13 protein-coding genes are annotated in these 14,415 nt (G+C 56.7%); 12 read left to right on the top strand and 1 reads right to left on the bottom strand.

From position 1 onward, the window contains the following. Positions 1 to 261: 261 nt before the first annotated feature. The 9 genes from sdhC to I6L33_RS16810 all read left to right on the top strand — a co-directional run bounded on the left by sdhC (position 262) and on the right by I6L33_RS16810 (position 10,550). Entirely contained in the window at positions 262 to 651 is a 390-nt protein-coding gene (gene sdhC / locus I6L33_RS16850; protein ID WP_005300207.1) for a succinate dehydrogenase cytochrome b556 subunit, read from the top strand. Continuing rightward, positions 645 to 989: a succinate dehydrogenase, hydrophobic membrane anchor protein gene (gene sdhD / locus I6L33_RS16845; protein ID WP_005300209.1), complete on the top strand. Its 345-nt coding sequence runs from the start codon at positions 645 to 647 to the stop codon at positions 987 to 989. The genes sdhC and sdhD overlap by 7 nt, the downstream gene beginning before the upstream one ends. A gap of 1 nt (position 990) precedes the next feature. Then, positions 991 to 2,757: a succinate dehydrogenase flavoprotein subunit gene (gene sdhA / locus I6L33_RS16840; RefSeq protein WP_123246018.1), complete on the top strand. Its 1,767-nt coding sequence runs from the start codon at positions 991 to 993 to the stop codon at positions 2,755 to 2,757. Between the two features lie 17 nt (positions 2,758 to 2,774). Next, complete coding sequence (locus I6L33_RS16835; protein WP_010634177.1) at positions 2,775 to 3,491, top strand: succinate dehydrogenase iron-sulfur subunit; 717 nt, start codon at positions 2,775 to 2,777, stop codon at positions 3,489 to 3,491. Positions 3,492 to 3,606: 115 nt separating this feature from the next. Continuing rightward, positions 3,607 to 6,417 carry a 2-oxoglutarate dehydrogenase E1 component gene (gene sucA, locus I6L33_RS16830; RefSeq protein WP_005300215.1) on the top strand — a complete coding sequence of 937 codons (2,811 nt, stop codon included), beginning with the start codon at positions 3,607 to 3,609 and terminating at the stop codon, positions 6,415 to 6,417. Between the two features lie 90 nt (positions 6,418 to 6,507). Beyond that, positions 6,508 to 7,695 carry a 2-oxoglutarate dehydrogenase complex dihydrolipoyllysine-residue succinyltransferase gene (odhB, locus tag I6L33_RS16825; protein ID WP_005300217.1) on the top strand — a complete coding sequence of 396 codons (1,188 nt, stop codon included), beginning with the start codon at positions 6,508 to 6,510 and terminating at the stop codon, positions 7,693 to 7,695. 223 nt (positions 7,696 to 7,918) lie between these two features. Further along, entirely contained in the window at positions 7,919 to 9,085 is a 1,167-nt protein-coding gene (gene sucC / locus I6L33_RS16820) for an ADP-forming succinate--CoA ligase subunit beta (RefSeq protein ID WP_005300220.1), read from the top strand. Further along, the gene (sucD, locus tag I6L33_RS16815) at positions 9,085 to 9,957 is read left to right on the top strand and encodes a succinate--CoA ligase subunit alpha (protein ID WP_005300222.1); all 873 of its coding nucleotides are present in this window, start codon (positions 9,085 to 9,087) and stop codon (positions 9,955 to 9,957) included. The genes sucC and sucD overlap by 1 nt, the downstream gene beginning before the upstream one ends. A 125-nt stretch (positions 9,958 to 10,082) precedes the next feature. Beyond that, positions 10,083 to 10,550 (top strand): GNAT family N-acetyltransferase, encoded by a 468-nt coding sequence (locus I6L33_RS16810; RefSeq protein ID WP_201988612.1) that lies wholly within the window; start codon positions 10,083 to 10,085, stop codon positions 10,548 to 10,550. Positions 10,551 to 10,695: 145 nt separating this feature from the next. Here I6L33_RS16810 and I6L33_RS16805 read toward each other — a convergent pair whose 3' ends face one another. Further along, positions 10,696 to 11,394, bottom strand: a complete 699-nt coding sequence (locus I6L33_RS16805; RefSeq protein ID WP_201988613.1) for an SDR family NAD(P)-dependent oxidoreductase — start codon at positions 11,392 to 11,394, stop codon at positions 10,696 to 10,698. Positions 11,395 to 12,188: 794 nt separating this feature from the next. Between I6L33_RS16805 and I6L33_RS16800 the strand changes: the two genes are divergently transcribed. The 3 genes from I6L33_RS16800 to I6L33_RS16790 all read left to right on the top strand — a co-directional run bounded on the left by I6L33_RS16800 (position 12,189) and on the right by I6L33_RS16790 (position 14,334). Continuing rightward, the gene (locus I6L33_RS16800) at positions 12,189 to 12,899 is read left to right on the top strand and encodes an AraC family transcriptional regulator (protein WP_201988614.1); all 711 of its coding nucleotides are present in this window, start codon (positions 12,189 to 12,191) and stop codon (positions 12,897 to 12,899) included. A 107-nt stretch (positions 12,900 to 13,006) separates the two neighbouring features. Then, positions 13,007 to 13,633 carry a LysE family translocator gene (locus I6L33_RS16795; protein WP_139430746.1) on the top strand — a complete coding sequence of 209 codons (627 nt, stop codon included), beginning with the start codon at positions 13,007 to 13,009 and terminating at the stop codon, positions 13,631 to 13,633. A 233-nt stretch (positions 13,634 to 13,866) separates the two neighbouring features. Continuing rightward, a complete protein-coding gene (locus I6L33_RS16790) occupies positions 13,867 to 14,334 on the top strand; it encodes a YcgN family cysteine cluster protein (RefSeq protein WP_017787165.1) in 468 nt (155 codons plus the stop codon). The last annotated feature ends 81 nt before the right edge of the window (positions 14,335 to 14,415 follow it).

Below are 14,415 nucleotides of genomic sequence, written 5' to 3'. Positions count from 1 at the left end.
GTTAAATCAGTTGTGAGATCTGGTTTACGGTTTTGGGTTTTCTTTGTAGCTAATTGATTGTCATTGGTTAAGCCCGCCGATATACTGCGCCTCGTGGGTGATGGCTGTCGGTGTTTGAAACGCTTTCGCAAAGCCAGATGTGATATTGAAAATGTCGTTTTTGGCTTTCCCGAGTTGTTTTGGTAACAAAAACCTAACAAATGCCACTCCATGCCCTCATAAGCGTGAAAAAACAATAACTAACGTGCTCAATGGAGCTGAGTGGGCAAAGCCGTGAAAAATAAACAGAGACCTGTAAACCTCGACCTACAGACGATCAGCTTTCCTGTCACCGCCATCGCTTCCATCTTGCATCGTGTCTCAGGGGTCATCACCTTTGTGGCGCTCTCAATCTTGCTGTGGATGCTTGGTACTTCACTCGCCTCTCCCGAAGGATTTGAGACCGTGGTGTCCATCATGGACAACTTCCTGGTCAAATTCGTGCTGTGGGGGATCCTGACCGCGCTGGCTTACCACATTGTGGGCGGGCTGCGTCACCTGGTCATGGACATGGGCTATTGGGAAGAGCTGGAATCCGGTAATCAAAGTGCCCGTGTGGCCTTCGTGATCACTGCGATTTTGGCGGTATTGGCGGGGGTTCTGGTATGGTAACCAATTCTGCAACATTCGGGCGCAGCGGTGTTCACGATTACATCCTGATCCGCGCCACCGCCCTCATCATGACCTGTTATGTCCTCTATCTGGTGGGTTTCGTTGCGTGCAATGACATCACCTACGAGGTGTGGACCGGTTTCTTCGCGAAAACCTTCACCAAGGTGTTCACCCTGTTGGCGCTGCTGTGTGTGCTGATCCATGCCTGGATCGGTCTGTGGCAGGTGCTGACCGACTATATCAAGCCGGTCGGGCTGCGCGGTGCGCTGCAGTTTGCACTGGTGGTGGTGCTGTTTGTCTATCTGATGACGGGTTTCGTCGTGCTGTGGGGTGTGTAAGGTGACTATTCCAACTCGTGAATTTGATGCGGTCGTGATCGGCGCCGGCGGTGCCGGCATGCGCGCCGCGCTGCAGATTGCCCAATCCGGCAAGAGCTGCGCACTGCTTTCCAAGGTTTTCCCGACTCGTTCCCACACGGTTTCCGCCCAAGGCGGCATCACGGTTGCGCTGGGCAACGCCCACGACGACAACTGGCAGTGGCACATGTATGACACCGTGAAAGGCTCCGATTACATCGGTGATCAGGAAGCCATCGAGTATATGTGCAAGACAGGCCCCGAGGCCGTCTATGAGCTGGAGAACATGGGTCTGCCCTTCTCCCGCTTCGACAACGGCCGCGTCTACCAGCGTCCGTTTGGCGGTCAGTCCAAGAACTTCGGTGGTGAGCAGGCTGCCCGTACCGCGGCGGCTGCCGACCGTACCGGCCACGCCCTGCTGCACACCCTGTACCAACAAAACGTCAAGAATAAGACCACCGTCTTCTCCGAGTGGTATGCGCTGGATCTGGTGAAGAACCAGGACGGCCACATCGTCGGCTGTACCGCCATCGACATGGAGAGCGGTGAAGTCGTCTACTTCAAGGCCAAGGCCACCGTACTCGCCACTGGCGGCGCCGGTCGCATCTACCAGTCCACCACCAACGCCCACATCAACACCGGTGACGGTGTCGGCATGGCGCTGCGTGCCGGGGTCGGCGTGCAGGACATGGAGTTCTGGCAGTTCCACCCCACCGGCATCGCCGGGGCAGGGGTACTGGTGACCGAAGGTTGCCGCGGTGAAGGTGGCTACCTGCTGAACAAAGACGGCGAGCGCTTCATGGAGCGTTATGCGCCGAACGCCAAGGATCTGGCTGGTCGCGACGTGGTGGCCCGTTCCATCATGATCGAGATCCGCGAAGGCCGCGGCTGCGACGGTCCTTGGGGCCCGCACATCAAGCTCAAGCTGGATCACCTCGGCAAAGAGGTACTGGAATCCCGTCTGCCGGGCATCTGCGAGCTCTCTCGCACCTTCGCCCACGTGGATCCGGTCAAGGAACCCATCCCCATCATCCCGACCTGCCACTACATGATGGGCGGCGTGCCGACCAGCGTGAACGGCCAGTGCCTGACTCAGGACAAGGATGGCAACGACGTGCCGGTGGTCGGTCTGTTCGCGGTGGGCGAGATAGCCTGCGTCTCCGTGCACGGCGCCAACCGTCTGGGCGGCAACTCCCTGCTGGATCTGGTGGTGTTCGGTCGTGCCGCCGGCATGCACCTGGTGGAGACTCTGGGCTCGATGGATCACGGCGTGGAAGCCACCGACGCCGACATCGCCAAGGCGCTCGAGCGCCTCAACCGCTGGGAAAGCAACCGTAACGGTGAAGACCCGGCTCAGATCCGCAAGGATCTGCAGCGCTGCATGCAGAACAACTTCTCCGTGTTCCGCGAAGGGGATGCCATGGCGGAAGGGCTGGCCGAGCTGAAACTCATCCGCGAGCGCCTCAAGAACGCCCGGCTGGACGACACCTCCAGGGAGTTCAACACCCAGCGCATCGAGTGCCTGGAGCTGGACAACCTGATGGAGACCGCCTATGCCACCGCGGTGGCCGCCAACTTCCGTACCGAGAGCCGGGGCGCCCACAGCCGCTTCGATTTCCCGGAGCGTGACGATGAGAGCTGGCTGTGCCACAGCCTCTATCATCCGGACACCGAGTCCATGACCCGTCGCGCTGTCAACATGTCACCCAAGACCCGTGAGGCGTTCCCGCCCAAGGTCCGGACTTACTGATTGCGGAGCCAAGCACAATGAACGTCACATTCTCTGTCTACAGATACAATCCGGATGTTGATAACGTCCCCCATATGAAGGAATATCGTCTTGATATTCCTGAAGGTTCCGACATGATGGTGCTCGACGCACTGATCCAGTTGAAAGAGCTGGATCCCACGCTCGCCTTCCGCCGCTCCTGCCGCGAAGGGGTCTGTGGATCAGACGGTCTCAACATGAATGGCAAGAACGGTCTTGCCTGCATCACCCCGCTCTCCGATCTGCTGAAGAAGGGCAATAACGTCGTTATCCGCCCCTTGCCAGGCCTGCCGGTGATCCGCGATCTGGTGATCGACATGACCCAGTTCTACACCCAGTGGGAGAAGGTCAAACCCTTCCTCATCAACGACGAAAAATTGCCGCCCGTGCGTGAGCACCTGCAATCCCCCGAAGAGCGCGCCAAGCTGGATGGCCTGTACGAGTGCATACTCTGTGCCTGCTGCTCCACCTCTTGCCCCTCCTTCTGGTGGAACCCGGACAAGTTCATCGGCCCGGCCGGGCTGCTCGCCGCCTACCGCTGGCTGGCGGACAGCCGCGACACCGCCGCGACCGAGCGACTGGGGAATCTGGATGACGCCTTCAGTGTGTTCCGTTGCCACGGCATCATGAACTGCGTGAACGTCTGTCCCAAGGGATTGAACCCGACCAAGGCCATCGGCCACATCAAGTCGATGCTGCTCAACCGGGCTGTTTGATATCAGGGCCAGGGCGTCACGCGCCAGGCCCGACCTCTGGATAGCCATCCAGCCTGGATGGCTATTTGACCCCTACAAGCTGCGCTGCAGTGAACAAGATGTACAAGGGATAGAAATGCATAACGGCGTGATGAAGGCCTGGTTGGAGTCATCTCACCTGGCTGGTGCGAATGCAAGCTATATCGAGGATTTGTACGAATCCTTCCTGGAAGACCCCGAATCCGTAGCCGAAGAGTGGCGCAGCCTGTTTAGCTCGCTGCCTCAGGTCAATGGCCATGCGATAGAACAACCCCATTCCCGGGTCCGCGATTATTTCCGTCGCCTGGCCAAGGAGCCCTCCCGTTACAGTGCCCCCGTCTCCGATCCGCAAGTGGATGCCAAGCAGGTGCGGGTACTGCAGCTGATCAACGCCTTCCGCTTCCGCGGCCATCAAAACGCCAATCTGGATCCGCTCGGCCTGTGGGCGCGTGAAACCGTTGCCGAACTGGACCCTGCGTTTCACAACCTGCAAGGCGCGGACATGGAGGCCACCTTCAACGTGGGCTCCTACGCCATCGGTCGCGAGACCATGGTGCTCTCAGATCTCTATGCCTCGCTGAAGAAGACCTACTGCGGCAGCATAGGCGCCGACTACATGCACCTCACCTCCACCGAGGAGAAGCGCTGGCTGCAAGACAGGCTCGAATCCATCGAAGGGAAGGGGACCTATACCCTCGAAGAGAAGACCCGCTTCCTCGAGAGCCTGACCGCCGCCGAAGGGCTGGAAAAATACCTGGGCGCCAAGTTCCCGGGGGCCAAGCGTTTCTCCCTGGAAGGGGGCGATGCCATGGTACCCATGCTCAAAGAGCTTATTCGTCGCGCCGGCGAGCAGGGCTGCAAAGAGGCTGTCATCGGCATGGCCCACCGCGGTCGCCTCAACGTGCTGATCAACGTGCTGGGCAAGCGCGCCCAGGACCTGTTCGACGAGTTTGCCGGCAAGCACGGCGAATCTTGGGGCACGGGTGACGTGAAGTACCACATGGGCTTCTCGTCCGACTTCGCCACCCCGGGCGGCAACGTCCACCTGGCGCTCGCCTTCAACCCGTCTCATCTCGAGATCGTCAACCCCGTGGTCATCGGCTCCGTGCGTGCCCGCATGGATCGTCGTGGTGACAAGGACGGCTCGACCGTACTGCCCATCACCATTCACGGTGACTCGGCCATGGCCGGTCAGGGCGTGGTGGCCGAGACCTTCAACATGTCCCAGACCCGTGCCTATGGCGTCGGCGGGACGGTGCGCATCGTCATCAACAACCAGGTGGGTTTCACCACCTCCTATATCCGTGACCTGCGCTCCACCGAATATTGCACCGACATCGCCAAGGCGGTGCAGGCCCCCGTGCTGCACGTCAACGGCGATGACCCGGAAGCCGTGGTGCTGGTGACCCAGATTGCCCTGGATTACCGCAACACCTTCAAGCGCGACGTGGTGATCGAGCTGGTCTGCTACCGTCGTCACGGCCACAACGAGGCCGACGAGCCGAGTGCCACCCAACCCTTGATGTACCAGAAGATCAAGCAGCATCCGACCCCGCGCAAGATCTACGCCGATCAGCTGGTGGCCGATGGCGTCATCAGCCAGGAGCTGGCCACTACTCTGGTCAACGAGTATCGCGACACCCTGGATCGCGGTGAGCGGGTGAGCAAGGAGTGGCGTCCGATGGAGCTGCACTCCGTCGACTGGACCCCCTACCTGGGTCACGACTGGGCCATGCCCTATGACAGCACAGTGCCGATGGATCACCTGAAGGCCCTCGGCGAGCGGGTGAGCCAGTATCCAGCCACCCACGTGCTGCAGCGCCAGGTCGAGAAGATCTACGAAGATCGCCGCCTGATGGCCGCTGGCGAGAAGCTGGTGGACTGGGGCTTTGCCGAGACCCTGGCCTACGCCACCCTGGTGGACAAGGGTTCCCGCATCCGCTTCACCGGGGAAGACTCCGGTCGCGGCACCTTCTTCCACCGCCACGCCGTGCTGCACAACCAGACCGATGCCAGCACCTACACCCCGCTGTGCAACCTGCACGACGAGCAAGGCCCGTTCGAGGTGTACGACTCCGTGCTGACCGAGAACGCGGTACTGGCGTTTGAATATGGCTACGCCAGCGCCGAGCCGGCCGGCCTCACCATCTGGGAAGCCCAGTTCGGCGACTTCGCCAACTGCGCCCAGGTGGTAGTCGACCAGTTCCTCTCCTCCGGCGAGCAGAAGTGGGGCCGGATGTGCGGCCTGACCATGCTGCTGCCGCACGGTTACGAGGGGCAGGGTCCGGAGCACTCCTCCGCCCGTCTGGAACGTTATCTGCAGATGTGCGCCCAGCACAACATGCAGGTGTGCGTGCCGTCCAACCCGGCCCAGGTGTTCCACATGCTGCGCCGTCAGGTAGTGCGTCCGATGCGCCGTCCGCTCATCGTGATGACGCCCAAATCCCTGCTGCGCCACCCGCTGGCGGTAAGCAAGCTCGAAGAGCTGGCCGAAGGTACCTTCCAGAACGCCATCGGCGAGATCGATGCGCTGGATCCGAAGGGCGTCAAGCGCGTGGTGTTCTGCTCCGGCAAGGTCTACTACGACCTGCTCGATGCCCGTCGCAAGGCCGAGCAGCAAGATGTGGCCCTGGTGCGGATTGAGCAGCTCTACCCCTTCCCGGAAGAGGAAGTGCGCGCCATCCTGGCCGACTACAGCCATGTCACCGACTTCGTCTGGTGTCAGGAAGAGCCGCAGAACCAGGGCGCCTGGTACTGCACCCGTCATCACTACGACAGCGTGCTGCCAAGCCATGCCCGTCTGCGTTATGCCGGTCGCCCGGCCTCGGCCTCGCCGGCCGTCGGTTACATGTCCGTCCACGCCAAGCAGCAAAAAGCCCTGGTGGAAGACGCACTTACCCTGGAATAACGAGTTGTGAAGGAGAGGGCGCTCCCCGGGAGCGTCCTCTTCGACCAAGAACAAGCCCGCTGGCCAAGAAGTAAACAAGGAACTGATTAGATGACTATCGAGATCAAAGTACCGGACCTGCCGGAATCAGTGGCGGATGCCACCATCGCGACCTGGCACAAGAAGCCGGGTGATCTGGTTGCCCGTGACGAAGTGCTGGTTGACATCGAGACCGACAAGGTCGTGCTGGAAGTGCCGGCGCCGGAAGCCGGCGTGCTGGGCGACATCCTGCAAAGCGAAGGGGCCACCGTGCTCTCCCGCCAGCTGATCGCCATGCTCAAGCCTGCCCCGGTGGCCGGTGAAGAGACCAAGGAGAAGCCGGTAGAAGCGGTAGCCGATGACGCCGCCGATGGCCTGAGCCCCTCCGTGCGCCGCCTGGTGGCCGAGCATGACATCGATGTTGCCAAGCTGACCGGTACCGGCAAAGGCGGTCGCGTCACCAAGGAAGACGTGGAAGCCTTCATCAAGGGTGGCAACAAGCCTGCCGCCGCGCCGGTTGCCGCTGCAGCCCCGGCTGCACCGGTCGCCCCGCTGGCCGGTCGCACTGAAAAACGCGTGCCCATGACCCGTCTGCGCAAGCGTATCGCCGAGCGTCTGCTGGAGGCCAAGAACACCACCGCCATGCTGACCACCTTCAACGAGATCAACATGGCGCCCATCATGAAGCTGCGCAAGCAGTACGGCGAGATCTTCGAGAAGAAGCACGGCATCAAGCTCGGTTTCATGTCCTTCTACGTGAAGGCGGTAGTGGAATCCCTCAAGCGCTACCCGGAAGTGAATGCGGCGCTGGACGGTGACGACATCGTCTACCACAACTACTTCGACGTCAGCATCGCCGTCTCCACCCCCCGTGGTCTGGTGACTCCGGTGCTGCGTGACTGCGACAGCATGAGCCTGGCCGACATCGAGAAGGCCATCAAGGATCTGGCCGGCAAGGGCCGTGACGGCAAGCTGACCGTGGACGAACTGACCGGCGGCAACTTCACCATCACCAACGGTGGCGTGTTCGGCTCCCTGATGTCCACCCCGATCATCAACCCGCCCCAGAGCGCCATTCTGGGCATGCACAAGATCCAGGACCGCCCCATGGCCGTCGACGGCAAGGTCGAGATCCTGCCGATGATGTACCTGGCGCTCTCCTACGATCACCGCATCATCGACGGCCGCGAGTCGGTGGGCTTCCTGGTCTCCATCAAGGAGCTGCTGGAAGATCCGACCCGTCTGCTGCTGGACGTCTAAAGAAATCGGCCGGAGTGGCAAGCCTGTGGGCTTGCCAAGCCGCGCCACAAGCTTGCCGCCGGGTCTGTCGCCCGGCGGCAAGCGGGGGCCCTCGCGGCCCTGACGGAACGTCTGAGTGAAAGTGAAATTAGAAAGATAACGAGGGGCCACTTTGGCCTCTTTCACAGGGGATTGAGAAACACGAGCCCCGGACGGAAATACCTACAACACGGATAGAGCATCTATGAATCTGCATGAATATCAGGCAAAACAGCTGTTTGCCGAGTATGGCCTGCCGGTCTCCGAAGGTTATGCCTGTGCCACCCCGCAGGAAGCGGCCGAAGCGGCCGACAAGATTGGCGGCAACACCTGGGTCGTCAAGTGCCAGGTCCACGCCGGTGGCCGCGGTAAAGCGGGCGGCGTCAAGCTGGCCAAGAGCAAGGACGAGATCCGTGCCTTCGCCCAGAACTGGCTCGGCAAGAACCTGGTGACCTATCAGACTGACGCCAACGGTCAGCCGGTCACCAAGATCCTGGTGGAATCTTGCACCGACATCGCCAAGGAGCTCTACCTGGGCGCCGTGGTTGACCGTGGTTCTCGCCGTGTGGTCTTCATGGCTTCCACCGAAGGTGGCGTGGAGATCGAAAAAGTCGCCCACGAAACCCCGGAACTCATTCACAAAGCCGCCATCGATCCGCTGGTAGGCCCGCAGCCTTATCAAGCCCGCGAGCTGGCCTTCAAACTGGGTCTGGTCGGCGATCAGATCAAGCAGTTCACCAAGATCTTCATGGGTCTGGGCCAGATGTTCCTGGACTGCGACTTCGCCTTGCTGGAAATCAATCCGCTGGTCATCACCGACAAGGGCAACCTGCACTGCCTGGACGGCAAGATCAACATCGACGCCAACGCCCTGTACCGCCAGCCGAAGCTGCGCGAGATGCACGACCCGTCCCAGGATGACCCCCGTGAAGCGCACGCCGCCCAGTGGGAGCTGAACTATGTGGCCCTCGATGGCAACATCGGCTGCATGGTCAACGGCGCGGGTCTGGCCATGGGCACCATGGACATCGTCAACCTGCACGGCGGCTCACCGGCCAACTTCCTGGACGTCGGCGGCGGCGCCACCAAGGAGCGGGTGACCGAGGCGTTCAAGATCATCCTCTCCGACAGCAAGGTACAAGCCGTGCTGGTCAACATCTTCGGTGGCATCGTGCGCTGCGACATGATCGCGGAAGGCATTATCGGCGCCGTCAAGGAAGTGGGGGTGAAAGTGCCCGTGGTGGTGCGTCTGGAAGGCAACAACGCCGAACTGGGTGCCCGTAAACTGGCCGACAGCGGCCTCAATATCATCGCCGCAACGAGTCTGACTGACGCAGCTCAGCAAGTGGTAAAAGCAGCGGAGGCCAAATAATGAGCGTTCTGATCAACAAAGACACCAAGGTGATCTGCCAGGGCTTTACCGGCGGTCAGGGCACTTTCCACTCCGAACAGGCGATTGCCTACGGTACCCAGATGGTCGGCGGCGTTTCCCCGGGCAAGGGTGGCACCACTCACCTGGGCCTGCCGGTGTTCAACACTGTCCGTGACGCCGTGGAAGCCACTGGCGCCACTGCCTCCGTCATCTATGTCCCGGCGCCGTTCTGCAAGGACGCCATCCTGGAAGCCATCGATGCCGGCATCAAGCTCATCGTCACCATCACCGAAGGCATCCCGACCCTGGACATGCTGGACGTCAAGGTGAAGCTGCAGGAAACCGGCGTGCGCATGATCGGCCCCAACTGCCCGGGCGTCATCACCCCGGGTGAGTGCAAGATCGGCATTATGCCCGGCCACATCCACAAGCCGGGCAAGGTGGGCATCGTCTCCCGCTCCGGCACCCTGACCTACGAAGCGGTCAAGCAGACCACGGACGAGGGCTTCGGCCAGTCCACCTGCGTCGGTATCGGTGGCGACCCCATCCCGGGCTCCAACTTCATCGACATCCTGGAGATGTTCCAGAATGATCCGCAGACCGAAGCCATCGTGATGATCGGCGAGATCGGCGGCAACGCCGAGGAAGACGCGGCTGCCTACATCAAGGCCCACGTCACCAAGCCGGTGGTCTCCTACATTGCGGGTGTCACCGCTCCGGCTGGCAAGCGCATGGGTCATGCGGGCGCCATCATCGCCGGTGGCAAAGGTACCGCGGCCGAGAAATTTGCCGCCCTGGAAGATGCCGGCGTGAAAACCGTGCGTTCCCTGGCCGATATCGGCAAGGCCCTGCGTGAAGTAACCGGTTGGTAAGTTAGCCTGTTATCTCAGATAACAAAATGCCGCCCTTTGGGGCGGCATTTTTATTTCTAATGATTTGACATCATTATCCATTGTCGCGAATCTAAGAATGTTTTGTATATTGGCAAAGGGAATATATGGAAATTTCATTGCTTGCGGATCATCCGCATGATGTATCGACAATAGTTAACTGGTATTTCGATGAGTGGGCCTCTCAGATGCCCGGCGTTACGAAAGAGATGGTACGTAAAAAGGTTGAAGTAAAAGCCTTGAATAGAAACATCCCATTTAGCCTGGTCGCGCATGACGATAGCGAACTGGTTGGAACATTGGAACTGAAAATCCAGGAAAATAAAAACTACCCTGAATATGAGTTCTGGATTGGTGGTATCTATGTTCCAGCGCCGCACCGCAGAAAAGGCATCGCCAAAAAAATGATTAATGTCGCCAAGGATATGGCCGTTTCCCGTGGTGTTGCGACACTCTACTTGCAGTGTGAAACACATAACGTTGACTTCTATCGTCAGCAAGGCTTCAACGCAATACATAAATCAACCCACGGTCATTGGGAAACGACCATCATGGTATGGCATGCGGTTGTATAAACATGGTTGAAAAGGTAGGTCGCTGGATGGGTGACATGTGGCCTACCTGATTGAGAGAGTCTGTAGTGACTGGTTATTCGCATTGAATAGTTATTAGGCTACAAGCCTGCGCTTGATACTGTACTGTTCGAACCGATGCTGTGATTCACCACGGAAGTTTCCCTGTTTCCAAGCAAATAAAATCCCGTGAATTAACATCATCACGTTCGATCATGTCAACCAGTCTGCTTGCGGATTGCTCCGGTGTCAGCGTCGCATCGGCAGGGGCCATTTTGGTGAGCAATGCCCCGGGGTGGACCGAGATCACTTTAATACCCATGCTCTCCAAATCATCCGCCATGCAGAGTGACAACATATTCTGGGCCGCCTTCGCAATGCGATAAGAGAAAGAGCACATAATTCCCTTGGCTGCGCCTGCTGCTTGCATGTTCAATGATCCTCTCCTTGAACTGATATTGACGATCAAGGATGGTTGTATTCTATTTTCATGGTTCAGCAGGGCTTTGACGGTAGAAAGAGCGCCGACACAGTGCGTTTTAAATTCATAAGTGAGCTGGTCGCCTGTACTGCGCTTGGTATCTATACCCGGGGTGCCGGCGGAGCCCGCATTGTTTATGACAATATCTATCTTCGTGTGCTCGATAAACCCGGAAAGCTGAGCCTCGTAGTTTTCATGAGTTACATCAGCAACAAGCACAGAGACTCCAGGGTACATAGCCATCAGCATGTCATAGGCATTGGCGGTTCTGACAACTGCATAAACCTGATACTTGTGTTCATAAAAAGTCTGGACAAGTGCCAGCCCCAATCCTCTGCTCGCCCCCGTTATCAATACTGTCTTCATCACACGACCCATTAATCCATAAGATCAGTTCATGTTCACCCGCAGGTTCGAATAGCAGATCATATTCGGATCTGCGGGGTAGGCTAGTATGCCACAGCTATTTCCTCCCACCAGCGGGTAGAAATGACAACCGTTAGATGGAGATCTGCCAGTCTGATTATCTGGATGGGATAACATGAATCACCGTTAATGACATCGCTCTCGGACTGCAGGCAAAACCGCCGCCAACCTTGAAAAATCTGGCATAGCACGTATAGCCACGCGCTTGTCAGTGTATTGAGTGAGCATTTCTTCATGCAGCAAACAGATCCCGTGCAGAGCGCCCCTTTTTGGCAGGAAAAAGCCTGCAACAGATGACCACGGCCGAGTGGGAGTCCCTGTGCGACGGCTGCGGCAAGTGCTGCCTGAGCAAGCAGGTCGACGAGGACACCAGTGCTCCGACTAAGGCAACCGCTTTAAAAATAGCCGGGCTATCCTTTCAGATTTCAGTGCTGAGCATTATTATCATTGACTTCTCTTGTTGCCCTGTAATTAATCATGCAACAAATTATGCTGAACCAAACTACTATAAGCAGGCAGGGCAGGAAAACTGTCTGGAGTTCTAATCTATTCATCCCCCTCAACAAATGGATACATAGTTCATAACAAGCGAAGCTATGGGTAAGATGGCCATTCTTGATATTCTAAAAGGGTTGGTGCTAGTGTTGTAGGCCATATACATTAGCTATTTTTTCAATGCACATCAGCCAAGACAAACCTGTTGAAGAGTGGATGCACACAGCTTTGGGGAACATATGACGGCTAAATTATCGATTCGCTCATATACTTTTGTGTCACATACCCACGCACATGACCATCACCAATTGGTGTTTCCTTTAATCGGTGCGGTTGACATGCATACAGGCCGGCATGCAGGAAGAGGGGTTCCTGGGCAATGTATCATAACTCTTGCTAGGGATGAGCACACATTTGCACCAGAAAAAGGGTCATATTTTCTGGTTGCAGATTTAAGTGAACTTCCTGCAAATATAGAGAAGCTACAAGAGTCTTTTGTGAAAATCTCCGAACCTGTTCAAGCCTTCTGCTTCTTTGTTCAAAAGCAACTTGAGTACCGAACCAGTCCGACACTGGAAAGTAGTATGGGGAATTGGTTTTTTCAGCTTCTGAGCGAACAACCATTTTTGCTGAATACAGATAAGAGGATCTCCCGAGCAATAGAACACTTGGAAAATGATATCCGAATGTCGCCTTCACTGGATGAATTAGCTTCTGTCGCTTGCCTGAGCATAAGTCAATTCAAAACACTATTTAAAAATGAAACAGGGAAAACACCAGGACAATATCTGCTGCATTTAAGGATGGAAAAAGCAAGGGCATTGCTGGTCAATACTGACTACCCTGTCAACGTCATAGCGGGCGAGGTCGGGTATCAGGATTCATCTGCATTCAGCTCTAGATTTAGTCATTACTACGGCTATCAACCTAGAAAGCTACGAGCGAGATAATGCACGAATCAGCTTTTGGCAATACTAAATCGGCTTTTGAACAAACTGTAAGTGAGAGTTTAATGGTAACTTTCAGGGACAAGATAAATAACCAAAGGTAATTGTCCGTGATTGACTCGACACTCTTTATTTTCATCACTACATCATTGTTGATCGTCTTGGCTCCAGGGCAAGATATGGTGTTGGTACTATCCAGTTCTATAGCAAGAGGCCCGAAGGCTGGAGTGATTACAGCATCTGGGGTCGCGACTGGATTGTTGGGCCATACAATTCTGGTAGCTTTAGGCTTAGGTGCCTTGTTGCAAGCATCAGAGTTAGCCTTTGATATAATGAAGTATGTCGGTGCGGCTTACCTTTTTTATCTTGGAGTAAAATTATTTAAAGTGTCAGCTATTGGCTTTGAAAATGTGGGAGGCGTCGATGGGAGTATGAGTTCTTTCTTCTTTAAAGGAATGATCTCTAACATAAGCAATCCAAAAATAGCAGTGTTTTATTTTGCCTATCTACCTCAGTTTGTCAGTGTTGATAGTGCGTCATCGACACAAGCATTATTGTTTTTAGGGGCATCTTTTGCGTTCCTTACCTTTTTAGTAAAATTACCAATAGGTTACTTGGCTGGAGTGTTATCTCCTTGGATACAGTCTAAACCTGCTGTTCAGATTGGATTAAACCGTTCTTGCAGTGTTATCTTGATAGGTATGGCTGTAAATCTATTATTCTTAAGTCAACTGTGAGTTTATAAAATAGGTGGCAATTGAGATTTAGTTGATTTTTAATAGATGTAAGGTCCTTGTATTTTAATAGCGGAGGCCTTGAATCATCCTCTGTTACACCGAGATACCTCCTGTACCTCTTCTCCTGTTGGCAGCATCCATTTGGTCGTCATGTCAAAGCTGCCAACCTTGAAAAATCGGGCCATAGGGCGTATAACCACGCGCTTGTCAGTGTATTGAGTGAGCCTATCTTCATGCAGCAAAACGCGCAGCAAACAGAACCCGTGCAGAACGCCCCCTTTTGGCAGGCGAAGAGCCTGCAACAGATGACCATGACGGAGTGGGAGTCCCTGTGCGACGGCTGCGGCAAGTGCTGCCTGAACAAGCTGATCGACGAGGACACCGAGGAGCTGGTGTTCACCAACGTGGCCTGCAACCTGCTCAATACCAAGACCTGCCAGTGCTCCGACTACGGCAACCGCTTTAAGAAAGAGCCGGACTGCCTGCAGATCACCCACGACAAGATTGCCGAATATGACTGGCTGCCGTCGACTTGCGCCTACCGCCTGCTGGCGGAGGGGCAGAGCCTGCCAGAGTGGCATCCGCTTATCACCGGCAGCCGCAGCGCCATGCACCAGGCCGGCCAGTCGGTGCGCGGCAAGGTGGTGCACGAGGTGGATGCCGGCGACTGGATCGATCACATCATTACCTGGGCCAGCTAACGCCAGCCTGTCTATCGGGTCAGCTGCGAGCCGTACCAACTGCGAAGGGGCAGGGGAGTCATCACTCTCCTGCCCCTTCGG

Origin of the sequence: Aeromonas sp. FDAARGOS 1403 (assembly GCF_019047325.1) — a bacterium.
GTDB lineage: Bacteria > Pseudomonadota > Gammaproteobacteria > Enterobacterales > Aeromonadaceae > Aeromonas > Aeromonas dhakensis.
Note: the sequence above shows the minus strand (reverse complement) of the source record. Positions and strands in the feature narration are given on the sequence as shown.